This is a genomic window from Catenulispora yoronensis (assembly GCF_039531695.1).
Lineage (GTDB): Bacteria > Actinomycetota > Actinomycetes > Streptomycetales > Catenulisporaceae > Catenulispora > Catenulispora yoronensis.
The window spans coordinates 76756-89952 of sequence record NZ_BAAAQN010000053.1 but is presented as its reverse complement, the minus strand read 5'-3'; the positions used below and the strand labels follow the sequence as shown (position 1 = coordinate 89952).

Below are 13197 nucleotides of genomic sequence, written 5' to 3'. Positions count from 1 at the left end.
CCCAATTCCGCCTCAGAACTCGCTGGCGCAAGGTGGGTGCAAGGTTCGCACCCGGCCCCTTGCGCCTGCCGACAATGTCGTGACGTCATCACCACCGCGCCCGGCACCGTCCCGCTGTTCGCAGCCGGCGACGCGACCTGCGCCGACAGGCCATGGCGCACCGTGTACGCCTGGTCTGGGACCAGCGTGACCGGCAAGCTGTTCGATCACCCATTCGAACGGCACCAGGACGACGCGGACCTCTAAAAGCCGCACCGCCGCCGACGGGGAGTGCCCGATATGACCGCCCAGACACGCCACAACAGCACGATGCCGACACCCCGGCCGCGGATCGCACACCGCAACGCGCTACGAGCCGGACGTGCCAGCGCCCCGCGACGCGCACGACGCTGGGCGCACCAAAACAGACCTCTGATAAACAGCTCGCCGCTTCGCCACACCCGGCGATACGCTGACGCCTTCCCCGGAGCGTAACCGTCCGGATACGTTGCGCGCCTGACCCTCGACCGACCACCACAGCAAGGAAGATCTGTGACTGACACGACACCCGCCGCCGACCGCTCGGCCGAACTGCGCAACCGCACCGTCGAGGAGCTGAAGCAGGCAGGGACCATTGTGTCCCCTCGCGTGGAGGCCATCTTGCGGATGGTGCCGCGCGAGACCTTCGCCCCAGAGGTCGACCTAGAGGCCGTCTACGAGCCGTGGAACGGACTGGTGACCAAGAAGGACGCCGCCGGGCGGGCGCTCAGCTCGCTGTCGGCGCCCGACGCGCAGGCTCACATGCTGGAGCAGGCGCGGATCGAGCCGGGAATGAACGTGCTGGAGATCGGCTCCGGGGGGATGAACGCTGCCTACCTATCGGAGATGGTCGGGCCGGACGGCCGGGTGACGACCGTCGACATCGACGAGTTCGTCACCGACCGGGCGTCCCGCTTCCTCGGGCAGGCCGGCTACTCGAAGGTCAACGTGGTCCTGGCCGACGCCGAGCACGGCGTGCCGGACTTCGCACCCTACGACCGGATCCTGGTGACGGTCGGCGCCTGGGACATTCCGCCGGCCTGGATCGACCAGCTGGTCGAGGGCGGACTGCTGGTGGTCCCGCTGAAGGTGCAGGGCCTGATGCGGACCGTGGCGCTGGCGCGCGAGGGCGACCGGCTGGTCAGCGAGTCCGCGCGGCTGTTCGGGTTCGTACCGATGCAGGGCGCCGGCGCGCACGACAGCACCGAGCTGAAGCTGCGCGACGGAGTCACGCTGGTCTTCGACGAGCAGCCACCGGCCGACGCGGAGACTCTGGCGGGCGTGCTGGACTTCGAGCCGCTGGTGGTGGACAGCGGCGCGGGCCTTCGCCTCGGCGAGCCGTGGGCGACGATGCAGATGTGGCTGGCCACCACGGTCCCCGGATTCTGCCGGATCATGGTCGACCGCATGGCGAACGAGGCGTCGGACCGGCCGCTGGGCGGCGGCTACACCGGCATGGCGGCCGTCGACGGCACGAACCTGGCCTACGCGGCGACCCGGGACCTGGGAGACAGGGAGCTGGCGCTGGAGGTCCACGCCTACGGCCCGGACCCCGCCGCCCTGGCGAACCAGGTCGCGGCGCAGCTGGCGATCTGGGACCGCGACCACCGCGGCGGCCCCGGCCCGCAGTACCTCATCTACCCGGCGGCCACCCCCGAGGCGGAGCTGCCCGCCGCCGACCTCGCCGTAGCCAAGCGCCACGCCCGGGTCCTGATCTCTTGGCCGCAGCCGACCGGCGACGACAGCCAAGACACCCTGCACCACCCCAACCATCAGTAAGGAGAGTGTGATCGTGACGACGATCAAGGCGACCGGCGACGGAACGGCGCTACTGGAGGCGCCGTCCTGGGACGACGAGTTCGACCTGGACGTCCGCGCGGTGCTGTCGCACCAGGCGGCGATCTGCAGCAACAGCTGCCCCACCGACGACGGGTGCGGCTCCAGCTGCTCCAACGGCGCGTCCGCGTGCTCGTCGGAGAGCAACAACCAGTTCTGATCTGACCGGGTACCCCCGGCCGCCGCCGAGGGCGCCGGCCGGGCCCAGCGGAGTCGACACCGGATCGAGGGGACGATCGTGCAGCCAGCAGACCGATGGCAGTGGGGCGGGGCAGGGCTGCTGCGGGTCAGCACCGACCCGGGCGGCCTGGACCTGCCCGACGGCCTGGACCTCGCCGATCCGCAGGCCGCGACAGCCTGGGCGGCGGGAGTGTGGCAGCGCGCGGAGGTCCGCGCGGCGCTTGTTGTGGCCAGCCCGGCGCTGGCCCGCCAGCTGGACCTGATGACCGAACACCCCGGACAAGACCCGGCCGGTGCGTGCCGGGCCGCCTCCGCGCTGGCGGCCTACCTGCTGCGGTGGCAGCGGCGCCCGACCCCGCTGGGTTCCATGGCCGGCGTCGCACCGGTGCGGATCGACGGCCCGGCGAAGGTCCAGTACGGCGGCGCCCACCGCCTGTCGATCCGGGCGGACTGCCAGTGGCTCGCCGAGGTGACAACCAAGCTGCACCGCTGCCCCGAGCTGGTGGAGCGGCTGCCAGTGGTCGCGAACAACACGGTCGTGCGACGGGGCCGGCGCCTGGTCGCCGCCGGGGTGCCGCCGATCGGTGACGCTCGGGCCGAAGCGCTGTCGGAGACCTCGGTGCGCGCCACCGCTCCGGCAGCCGCCGCCTTGTCGATGGCTACGCCCCCGATCGTGTTCGGCGCGCTGCGCGAGGCGCTGGCGGACCGGTTCCCGGCCGCCACGCCCGAGCAGATCAGCGCCGTCCTGACCGCACTGACCGGCCAGCAGTTCCTGCTGACCGCGCTGCAGATACCGCTGAGCGACCCCGACGCGCTGGGCACGCTGTGCTCAGTACTGCGCCAGGCCGACGCCGAGGAGATACCCCAGATCGCCGCACTAGTCACCGAGTTGTACGCGATCTGCGACACGATGGGCGCCGGCCTGCTCGACGCCGTGCCACCCGGGCTCGCCCAGCAGATGACCGCCCTCGCCGAGGCCGAGCGCACCCCGCTGATCGTCGATGCGGCCGCCGACTGCGAGGCACAGATCCCCGCCGCGGTGGCACGCGAGGCCCGGGACGCGGTGGAGGTGCTGTACCGGCTGTCGCCGTTCATGGGCGGCTACCCGCCGTGGCGCGACTACCAGACCGCGTTCCGCGCCCGCTACGGCACCGGCGCGCTGGTGCCGGTGCTGGACCTGGTCGCCGATTCCGGTCTGGGCCTGCCGACCGGGTACATCGGCTCCGGCCGCGAGCGCGGGCCGCGACAGATGTCCGACCGCGACGACAAGATCCTTCGCCTGGTCCAGCAGGCCACGATGACCGGCGGCGAGATCGTCCTCACCAACGACCTGATAGACCACCTGGCCTCCGCGCCCGTCGACCCAGCCCGGCTGCCGCAGCGCACCGAGATCTCCTTCGCGATCCGGGCCGCCAGCGCCGACGACGTGACCGCCGGCCGGTTCACCCTGCTGCTGACCGGTACCCCGCGCCCGGCCAGCAGCATGGCCGGACGGCACGCCCACCTGCTGCCCGAGGCCGACCAGGCCGCGATCCGCGCCACCTTCACCGCAGCCGGCCCCGACACGGTCACCGCCCAGCTGTCGTTCGCCCCGCGCTGGCGGCGCAGCGAGAACGTGGCCCGCACCGCCGCCCTCACCCCGGCCGTGATCGGCATCGCCGAATACGCGCATCGCGACCAGCAGGAGGTTATCGATCTGAACGATCTCGCTGTGACCGCCGAAGGCGCGGACCTGCTCCTGATCCAGATCTCCACCGGCCGCCGGGTCGTCCCGCAGATCACCAGCGCCCTGGAGGCCGCCTCCCACACCCCGCCGCTAGCCCGCTTCCTGTCCGAGGTCGCCATCGCCTGCTTCCCCACCTACAGCTCCTTCGCGTTCGGCGCGGCCAGCGCCATGACCTACCTGCCGCGCGTGCGCTACCGCCGCACCATCCTTTCCCCGGCCCGCTGGCTGCTGAGGGCCGACCAACTGCCCGGCCGTTCGGCCGACCAGCAGCAGTGGGACACGGCGCTGGACGGCTTCCGCGAGCACTGGCGCGTCCCGGACCACGTGGCCATCGTCGACCACGAACGCGCCCAGCCCATCGACCTCCGGCGCCGGGCGCACCGGCAGCTGCTGCGCGCCCGGCTGGATCGCGGAGGCCATCTGGAGCTTCGGGAATGCCCCGCCCCTGAAGAGTTCGGATGGATCGGCCGCGCTCACGAGATCCTCCTGATCATGACCCGTGCCGGCCGGCCCGTGCCCCGGCACCGGACCATCGCCGCCCTGCCGCCCGTCGTCGAGGTCGGCGACCTTCAGCTTCCTGCGGTCTCGCCGGTCCTGGCACTGCGCCTCGGCGCTCATCCCGAGCGCATGGAGGAGATCCTGGCCGACCACCTACCGGCCCTTATCGAGACCAGCGGCCCGCCGGTCTCGGCCTGGTGGTTTCACCGGCACCGCGACCTGAGCGACCACCGCGCCGCCCAGCATCTAGCGGTCTTCCTGCGCCTGGACGACGAGCAGGAGTTCGCGCCAGCCGCAGCGCACGCCGCTGCCTGGGCCACGGCGCTGCACCGCGACCGGCTGGCATCCGGCCTGCACATCACCGACTGGACCCCGCCGACCGGCCGCTACGGACACGGCCAGGCGCTGACCGCGGCGCTCGAGGTGTTCGCTGCGGACTCCGCCGCCGCGACCGCGCAGATCCGTGCCGCGCGGGCCGCCGAGCTGCGCCCCCAGGCGCTGGCCGCGGCCAGCTTCCTCGACCTCGCCGCGGCCCTGGCCGGCGACCCGGCGTCCGGCCGGGCCTGGGTGCTGCGCGAGATCGCCCAGACCAGCGGCCATCTCAACCCCGAACTGCGCGACCAGGCGTTGTCCCTGGCCGACGGGCTCGGCCCGCTTCACGGAACCGACGCGGGCCAGACGGTGAGTGACGCCTGGCGCTGCCGCGGCGAGGCGCTGACCGGGTACGCCGCCGCCCTGTCCCCGCAACGGGACCCGATCGGCGTGCTCGAGCCGCTGCTGCACCTGCACCACCTGCGCGTCGTCGGCGCTTACCCCGACTCCGAGCGCGCCACCGGCCGCCTGGCCCGAGCCCTGGCCCTGCGCCAACAAGCCACCACCGGAGCCGACCGATGACGATCACCGCCTACCTCACCCAGACCGCCGACGACCACGCCCGGCTCCTGCACACCCCGCCGGAGCAGAAGTACGGTCACACCGGGACGGGCGCCGACCTCGCCGCAGGCAGCGCCGGAATCGCCCTGGTCCACATCGAACGGGCGAGCTGCGGGCGGGACAACTGGCGCACCGCGCACTCCTTCATCCAGTCCGCCGCCGGCGGCCCGGTGAGCGACCACGACACCTCCGGCCTGTTCCTCGGCGCCCCGGCCCTGGCCTTCGTGCTGCACGCCGCCGCCGGAACCACGTCCCGCTACCGCACCGGCCTGGGCGACCTCGACCAGCCCCTGGCGCAGCTGGCCCACCGCCGCACCCAGGCGGCGATGACCCGCATCCAGCAACGACGGCCAGCCGCCTTCGCCGAATACGACGTATTCTCCGGCCTGACCGGCATCGGCGCGCTGCTGCTGCGCCGCGATCCCGGCGGCAGCGCCCTGGAGCAGGTCCTGACCTACCTCGTCGCGCTCACCCGACCGCTGCCGGCCGGCGACCGGGCGCTGCCGGGCTGGTGGGTCAGCCACGACCCGACCCGGAAGGCGCCCGCGGGATACCCCGGCCACGCCAACCTCGGCGCCGCCCACGGCATCGCAGGGCCCTTGGCGCTGCTCGCCCAGGCCGCCCGAAAAGGCATCACCGTCGAGGGACAGCACCAGGCGATCGCCGACATCTGCCGCTGGCTGTACCGGTGGCACCGCGACGAGGACGGCACATGCTGGTGGCCGGAACACCTCGGCGCCGAAGATCTCCGCTCTGGACGCTCCCGGCAGACCGGCCCGGCACGGCCCAGCTGGTGCTACGGCACCCCCGGCATCGCCCGCGCCGGCCAGCTCGCCGCGCTCGCCCTGGCCGACCGCACCCTTCAGCAGCACTTCGAGGACGCGCTGCTGGGCTGCCTGGGCGACGAGACCCAACTGGAACAGCTGAGCAACGCAGGACTGTGCCACGGCTGGGCCGGGACGTTCCAAACCGCCTGGCGCGCCGCCGCCGACGCGGCCACCCCCGCGCTGCGCCACCAGCTGCCGCGCCTGGCCGACAAGCTGGCCGCCGCCGCGGCCCAACCCCACGGCCACGGGCCCGGCCTGCTCACCGGCACCGCCGGCACCGCCCTGGCGCTGCACACCGCCGCCACCGACACCGCCCCGACCTGCGGATGGGACGCATGCCTGCTCATCAACTAACCGCTGCGACACTCCCGACCGAAGAAGCCGTCTGGCGGATCCTCGCCGGCGACGACCTGGGCGCCACCGCCGAGATGTTCGCCCTCGAGCCAGAAGATCTGTCGGCCGCCGCCCAGATCTACCGGCAGGCCGGCCACCACGCCCTGACCTCCCAACACGACAGCGGCTGGCAGCAGCTCTACCTCCACTTCACCGAATGGACCGGCGCCGACCGCATCGCGGCGACCCATCTGCTCCCGATCCTCACCGCAGCCGAGCACCGCCACGTGATCAACGACTGGTGGTTCATGCGCAAACACCCCTGCTGGCGCCTGCGCATTCGCCCCAGCCCCGGCCGCCACGACGTCGTCGCCGAACTGTCCGCCGACCTCGACCAACTCACCGCCGCCGGTCACCTCCAGGGCTGGTGGCCAGGTGTGTACGAGGCCGAAACCGCCGCATTCGGCGGCGAACGGGCCATCGACGCCGCCCACCAGCTGTTCGCCACCGACAGCAAAGGCGTCCTCGATCTGGCCGCCGACGGCGCCGGCCTGGGACGGCGGGAGCTGTCGATCCTGCTGTGTGGCGCCCTGATGCGCGACGGAGCCCGCCTGGAATGGTATGAACGCGGCGACGTCTGGGACCGCGTGGCCGTCGAACGCCCCCTTCCCACCGCCGTCCCCGCCGAGAAGATCGCCGCGATGGCGGAAACACTGAGAACCCTTCTGCTCGCCGACACCGCGCCCGACGGGCCGATATTCACCGACGGCGGCCCAGCCGACCGGCACTCCGGCTGGGCCGCCGAGTTCCGAAACACTGGGCGTGCGCTCGCCGACGCGAACGCCGCCGGGCAGCTGCACCGCGGGCTGCGCGAGGTGCTCAGCTACCACGTGATCTTCCACTGGAACCGGCTCGGACTGCCCGCCCACACCCAGGCGGTCCTCGCCCACGCCGCACGGCACGCCATCCTCGGCCCAAGCGTCCTGACGCACAGTGCCCCACAGCGTTCGGCGCATCCCCGCTCGCCGAGTCCCGCGTCGGCGCCACCATCGGATCACGGCGCCGCGCTGGCCCGGTTCCCGCTGATCCACCAGGGCCGCCAGCACTGCGGCGACCTGCCCTCCCGGATCGCCCTCGTGGAGGAATACGCCGCCAACAGCACCACCTACGCCGACCCTGACCGGCGCATCAACGACGCCGCAGCGGCCTGGAACCTCGCCGCCCTCATCGCCGCAGACTGCGAGCTGCCCGAACTGGCCAAAGAATTCAGCCTCGCCCAGTTCGACCTGTTCCACCAGGCATGGCCGCTAGCCGGCAGACCGGCGATCGCCGCCCTGCAACCGCTGGTGAACCTCGCCCGCCTCACCCAGCGCACCGGAGACCCGAAGCACGCCTATGACGTCCTCGCCCAGATCGAGACCGCCGCCCTCCACGGCGGCACCGTCGACGTCGCCGACCTGACGATCCCCTTTGAGGGCTTCCTGGACCCCGGCGGCGACCGCAACCCGCTCCAGAAATGGCTACGCCGAACGATGCGCGAAGACGGCACCCGTGCGCTAGTCGCCGCACGAGCCTGGGACGAGGCCGCTGCGCACGCCTGCCGCTACGACGACCTGCCCGAACAGATGCACGAGTCGCGCCAGCTGCTCGTCATCGCCGCAGCTCGCGCAGGACAATCCGAGGACGCACTGGCCCTCATCGACTCGGGCACGACCGCTCACCCCTGGCAGCAAGCAGTTGCCGGCTGCCTGCGGGAGTTCGTCGGCGCAGGGACGAGTAATCCGGACGCGCTGATCAGCGATATCCAAACCGCGCGCGCAGCCGCCGCCGGACCAGTAATGACGATGTTCCGGATCAGACTCGCCCTCACCGCGGCGCACCTGCTCGCACCGACGCGACCGCGCCACGCAGAGCTGCTGCGCGGCGAAGCCGCCCGCGACGCCGAGGAATCCGGCAGCGCCTACGCCGCGCGCGACGTCCTCGACGATGCCGAACCCCTGCACGACCCACTGCCCAACGATCCGACCCTCCAGGACCTCGTCACCAACGCAGGGCTGCGCCGAGGATCCATCCCCCATGATCTACAGACCCGGCTCGCCACCGCCACCGGTCAGGCGGCCGACGTCATCACCGGCACCTTCAAGTCTCTGATCCCGACATCCCGCTGATGCCTGTCCTGGTTTGAAATCTCGGCCAATGGCCTTGACCTGCTCGTTCACACAGCTGGCTCGTAGTGCGCTAGGAGTCCTCCGAGGCGTTGCCGGCGTCGAATCTGGCTGGCCGGGGTGGGAAACGGGATGACGTTCGAGTCGTCATCTGGGGCACGAAGCCTGCGATGTTCGCCTTGATGGCTGCGGTTGGCGTTGTAGTGCGCGATGTACTCGGTGAGCACGATGTAGAGATGCCGCTCGCCGGCGATCAGAATCCGGTCGGTGACTTCGCGGCAGACGGAGCCAATGAACCGTTCCGCGATTGCGTTCATCCGGGGCGCCTGCGGCGCGGTCAGCACGACGTCGATGCCGATGGAAGCGAACACCACGTCGAAGGCAGCGGTGAACTTCGCATCCCGGCCCCGGCTCAGATGAGTGAATCGATGACCGGCCTCCTCGAGACCCTGCGCCTGCCGATAATGTCGTCCCGGCATGTCAGGCGGTGTGTCGGTACTCGTGCACGATGCCGCCGAGTCGGTCGTATCGGCGGATGTCAAGGTCCGTGACTCGCTGTGGATCGGTGATCGGTACGGGCACTGCACGTAGTGGAGCGGCCTGCTGCATCGCTTGATGAGCGCGGTAGCGGTTGTAGTGCGTTTCGTACTCGTGCAGGGCGTGCAGCAGGTGACGCTGGCTCCAGATCAAAGTGCGGTCCAGCAGTTCGTGACGGCAGGTCTGCACCCACCGCTCCACCACCGAGTTCATCCGCGGCATGCGGATGCCACTGAACACGACCCGGATCCCCGCCTGTGCGAGGACCTCATCGAACAGCGGCGGGAACTTCGCGCCCCGGTCGCGGATCAGATACTTGACTGTGGCTCCAGCGTCTTCCAGGTCCATAACCAAGTTCCGCGCCGCTTGGGTGACCCAGGCGGCGGTGGGATGGGCCGTGGCGCCCAGCACCCGGACCCGTCGGGTGACGTGCTCGATTACGGCCAGGATGTACTGGCGCTGCCCGGTCAGTGTGACGGTCTCGATGAAGTCACACGCCGGCAGCGCGTCGGCCTGGCTGCGCAGGAACGCGGCCCATGTTGATTTCAGGAACGGGAACTGGGCCCATCTAGGAACGAGTTCTGGCCCCACTCACGGTCTCGGAGCTTCATGATCGGGCATGAGATTTGGCCCCACTTGGAGCGTGGCTGAGCGCGGCGGCGGTCAGATCTCGATGCGGCGATACCACCATGGGAGGTCGATCGGGGCATGCGGGTTGTTGACCGTTCGGGCGATGTAGCGATCATCAAGTGGGTTGATCAGAGCGTGCAGCTCCCGTCGGGCTCTGCGGCGGAGGATGTGGAGGGCGTGTTCCAACGTCAACCTGATGTGCGGGGATGGGCTGCGCAGCGGGTCGTCAGTAGCGATCATGTTGTGGTAGCCGTCCCCGAGAGGTGATCGCCGATTGGCCCGATGGGCTGTCTGCGCCCAGCGCTGAAATGCTGAGGCCACCTCGCCCTGACGAAGCCCGTTGGCTCGTTCGAAGTCGGCGATCTGGCGATTCGCTGAAGCCGAGAGTCCACGGATGACTGTCGGCGCGTGATGTTTGAGGCGTCGGGGCTGACCAGCCCTGACCTCGCCCGGTGTCCGGCGAGGCATGGCAACTTCCAGAGTATCCAGGCGTGTATCGAGTTCCTCGACTCTAAGGTTGCCCGCGTGCGGGATCAACACCTGGCCTCGATCTTCAACGGGATGTGCTCCTCAACCTGTCGCCTGCTGTTGGGCTCGGGTCTGGGCGAGCCGGTAGGAGTCAGTGCCGGTCTCGATGATGTTGCTGCCGAACGTGATCCGGTCCACGATCGCAGCGCAGAGCCGCGGGTCGGTGAACGTCTTGGCCCAGCCGGAGAACGACTCGTTGGAGGCGATCGCGACGCTGTTCTTCTCCTCCCGCTCGGTCAGCACCTGGAACAGCAGCTCGGCGCCGCGCTTGTGCAGCTTCATGTATCCCAGCTCGTCGATCTATGCGGATATCCGCATAGGTTGACGAGCTCGGCTATCTCGAACTGGACCGCCGAGGAGCGGAGCTGTTGTTCCAGGTTCTCACCGAGAGGGAGGAGAACAACAGCGTGGCGATAGCAAGTAACGAATCGTTCAGCGGCTGGACGAAGACGTTTACCGATCCCAGGCTCTGCGGGGCGATCGTCGACCGGCTCACGTTCAACGGCACCATCATCGAGACCGGCAACCAGTCCTACCGGCTGGACCACGCCAAGAACCGCCAGGAAGCACCAATTGGGTGACCGTCAGACCACGCTCACCAGCCTCGCAGGAACTCCCGCGCCTGCTCGGCGACCTCCGTCAGCTGTTCCCCGGCCTCCAGCCAGGTTGCCGCCGAAACCTGCCACGACTCCGGCATGCCTGACGAGTAACGCAGAGTCCACAGCAGGCGGACATGACCTCCGGAGCGGAACGTGGCCGACAGCGTCAGGTGGTTGGTATGCCAGAGCCGCTCCCCATCCCAGCCCCGGAAGTCCGCGGCGAGCCCGGCTAGGAACGTCGACAGGAACTCGCTCTGCCAGGCATGGACCTCGACGTGTTCCAGGCGAGCGTGAAGTCCTTCGGCCTGCACCTCGATACCAAACGCCAGCTCGTCCTCGCCCTGCCCGACCGGATCGAACAGCCGCACGCGGGTCGAGCGATCCTCCTGGCAGCGGATCACGATCTCCTCGGACTCCGCGCGATCTTCAAGGTGCATGCCCACAGACGATAGTCGAACCCTCGACCGCAGATCCGTCGCGGCCGATTTCAGAAGATCACACGAAACCGGACGGTGCGACGATGCGACCGGGGCCAACTCGGGCCAACATCCGGGGCCGCCGCAAGGCGCCCTAACTTCCAAGTCGATCTATGACTGGAGCCTGCTCAGAGCGTCCTGGTGGGGCCACGCGAGAACGTCACGGCCAGGCTCTGCCAACACCCGGCACAGCCACAGGTCCCGCTGCGTCGATGCACCAGATAAGGGTCCGTTATCCGATCCAGGTGTCGGAGCGCCTGCCCCACTTCGGATCGAAAGATCCAAGTCACTGCCGACCCCGGTTCTCAGCATCAGGCCTGGAATTGGTCGGTCGTGCGCCCTGGGAACGCAGTCGCCTCGTTGTAGCGGACTCGGTGTTGCAGGCAGTGATAGAGGCAGCCCAGGAAGCGGTTGTTGAGGTTGCGCAGAGCTGCGGCGTGGCCGTCTCCGGCTTCGCGGCGTCGGTCGTAGTGGGCGCGTCCCCCGGGGGATGCGGTCAGCGCGCAGAAGGACCATCGATAGCCGACGCTGGCAAGACGGTCGTTCTTGACGCGACGAACTCGCACGCTGATCTTCTTGCCGGACGCGCGGGTGATGGGTGCGGATCCGGCATAGGCCTTCAGCGCACGGGCATCTGTGAAGCGGGCGCGGTCGTCGCCGAGTTCGGCCAGGACCCGGGCGCCTAGCAGCGCTCCGAGGCCCGGGAAGCTGCTGACGATCTCGGCATCGGGATGCCGGGCGAAGGCGTCAGTGGCCGCTTGTTCGAGCTCGTCGGCGCTCTGACACGCAGCGTCGAGCTGGCGTAGCAGAGCCAGGGCGCGATGGCCCATCGCCTCTTCGACCTGGGGAAGGTGGCGCATCTGGGGCCCGTGCAGGGCGGCCAGGATCCGCTCGGCTTCCTTGTCGATGGCGCGCTGGCGGCCAGCTTTGCGCAGCAGGCCGCGAAGCTTTGCGGCGGTCAGCTTCGTGGCGCCGGCAGGAGTCGGAGCCGCGGCCAGCACGGTGCGGGCCACCGCGCCGGTGAACTTGGCCGGATCACCGAACGCATCGAGGAACGCGGGGAAATACTCGCGCAGGTGGGAGCGAAGCTTGTTCCCGGCCTGGGTGCGATCCCAGACCGCGTCCTGCTGGGCCCGCGCCAGGATCGCGATCCCCTGGGCCAGTTCGGTGTCCGCAGGCAGCGGCCGGTGCGCCGCCGCATCGGTGCGCAGGATGTTGGCCAGCACCATCGCGTCGAGGTGATCCGACTTCTTGCCCGTGACCGCGGTGCGGTCGCGATAGCGGGCCGCGGCCATCGGGTTGATCGCGTAGACGCGGCGGCCGGTGGTCCGCAGGCTGGCGACCAGCAGGCCCCGGGAGGTCTCGATCGCCACCGGAATCGGGGCATGGGGTGATTCCCCGTGACCGGCCAGCAGGTCGAGCAAGGTGGCCAGGCCAACAGGGTCATCGGCGATTCGGGCCTTGGCCAGCAAGCCGCCGTCGTGGCCGACGAGGACGACGTCGTGATGGTCGCTGGCCCAATCGATTCCGCAGAACACAGCGCTGTCAGGCAATGCGGGCTCCCTTGCTATCGTCGGACAAGACCTGTCGGCACGCCTAGCGAGATCGCGCGCGCTCCCTAATGGAAGGACTCTGATCGTTCAGGTCCGACATCCGATTAGCCGTTCGCGACCCTAGCGATCCGCGCGGGCCCCGCTCTGACGCAGGAAGTCACAGGCTTCCGGCTGAATCCAGGGATGACCGCGAAGACGGCAAGCAGACCACGAGCATGCTTCCCGCACCGACGACCACAGCGACGGCTCCAGCCGCCAAACCACTCCATCGAGTCCGGCTCCGCACCGCACCACATCCTGCGCGCATCGGCGCGTCTCAATCCACGTGCGTGCACGGAGGCCCAGAGCAGGTCAGTCT

The 13197-nt window shown here is 69.9% G+C and carries 10 protein-coding genes and 2 pseudogenes; 6 read left to right on the top strand and 6 right to left on the bottom strand.

Annotation, left to right across the window (positions count from 1 at the left end; genetic code table 11):
- Nucleotides 1–531 precede the first annotated feature (531 nt).
- From fxlM to ABD481_RS34060, 5 genes are all read left to right on the top strand, one after another.
- Nucleotides 532–1797, top strand: coding sequence for a methyltransferase, FxLD system (fxlM, locus tag ABD481_RS34080; protein ID WP_344669951.1), 1266 nt, complete (start codon nt 532–534; stop codon nt 1795–1797).
- 13 nt (nt 1798–1810) lie between these two features.
- Complete coding sequence (locus ABD481_RS34075) at nt 1811–2014, top strand: FxLD family lanthipeptide (protein ID WP_344669950.1); 204 nt, start codon at nt 1811–1813, stop codon at nt 2012–2014.
- A gap of 78 nt (nt 2015–2092) precedes the next feature.
- Nucleotides 2093–5152, top strand: coding sequence for a lantibiotic dehydratase (locus tag ABD481_RS34070; protein WP_344669949.1), 3060 nt, complete (start codon nt 2093–2095; stop codon nt 5150–5152).
- Nucleotides 5149–6372 (top strand): lanthionine synthetase C family protein, encoded by a 1224-nt coding sequence (locus tag ABD481_RS34065; RefSeq protein WP_344669948.1) that lies wholly within the window; start codon nt 5149–5151, stop codon nt 6370–6372. Before ABD481_RS34070 ends, ABD481_RS34065 begins: the two co-directional genes overlap by 4 nt.
- Nucleotides 6354–8519, top strand: coding sequence for a thiopeptide-type bacteriocin biosynthesis protein (locus ABD481_RS34060; RefSeq protein ID WP_344669947.1), 2166 nt, complete (start codon nt 6354–6356; stop codon nt 8517–8519). The genes ABD481_RS34065 and ABD481_RS34060 overlap by 19 nt, the downstream gene beginning before the upstream one ends.
- 47 nt (nt 8520–8566) lie before the next feature.
- Here the strand turns inward: ABD481_RS34060 and ABD481_RS34055 are convergent, their stop codons facing one another.
- From ABD481_RS34055 to ABD481_RS34040, 4 genes and pseudogenes are all read right to left on the bottom strand, one after another.
- Nucleotides 8567–8995, bottom strand: a complete 429-nt coding sequence (locus ABD481_RS34055) for an integrase core domain-containing protein (protein WP_344669946.1) — start codon at nt 8993–8995, stop codon at nt 8567–8569.
- 1 nt (nt 8996) lies between these two features.
- Entirely contained in the window at nt 8997–9644 is a 648-nt protein-coding gene (locus ABD481_RS34050; protein ID WP_344669945.1) for an integrase core domain-containing protein, read from the bottom strand.
- Nucleotides 9645–9716: 72 nt separating this feature from the next.
- On the bottom strand, nt 9717–10223 hold the full coding sequence (locus tag ABD481_RS34045; RefSeq protein ID WP_344669944.1) for a hypothetical protein: 507 nt from the start codon (nt 10221–10223) through the stop codon (nt 9717–9719).
- Between the two features lie 30 nt (nt 10224–10253).
- A pseudogene (locus ABD481_RS34040) lies at nt 10254–10511 on the bottom strand (ATP-binding protein); the annotation flags it as partial.
- 20 nt (nt 10512–10531) lie between these two features.
- Between ABD481_RS34040 and ABD481_RS34035 the strand changes: the two are divergent.
- Nucleotides 10532–10792: pseudogene (locus tag ABD481_RS34035) on the top strand (ATP-binding protein); the annotation flags it as partial.
- Nucleotides 10793–10806: 14 nt separating this feature from the next.
- Here ABD481_RS34035 and ABD481_RS34030 read toward each other — a convergent pair.
- Nucleotides 10807–11247 carry a DUF6228 family protein gene (locus ABD481_RS34030; protein ID WP_344669943.1) on the bottom strand — a complete coding sequence of 147 codons (441 nt, stop codon included), beginning with the start codon at nt 11245–11247 and terminating at the stop codon, nt 10807–10809.
- Between the two features lie 350 nt (nt 11248–11597).
- The gene (locus ABD481_RS34025) at nt 11598–12824 is read right to left on the bottom strand and encodes an IS110 family RNA-guided transposase (protein ID WP_425559360.1); all 1227 of its coding nucleotides are present in this window, start codon (nt 12822–12824) and stop codon (nt 11598–11600) included.
- Nucleotides 12825–13197: the final 373 nt, after the last annotated feature.

Bases quoted from the DNA above. Each gene is read 5' to 3' on its own strand.
- ABD481_RS34065 (WP_344669948.1), top strand. From the start codon at position 5,149: ATGACGATCACCGCCTACCTCACCCAGACCGCCGACGACCACGCCCGG.
- ABD481_RS34030 (WP_344669943.1), bottom strand. From the start codon at position 11,247: ATGCACCTTGAAGATCGCGCGGAGTCCGAGGAGATCGTGATCCGCTGC.
- ABD481_RS34055 (WP_344669946.1), bottom strand. From the start codon at position 8,995: ATGCCGGGACGACATTATCGGCAGGCGCAGGGTCTCGAGGAGGCCGGT.
- ABD481_RS34060 (WP_344669947.1), top strand. From the start codon at position 6,354: ATGCCTGCTCATCAACTAACCGCTGCGACACTCCCGACCGAAGAAGCC.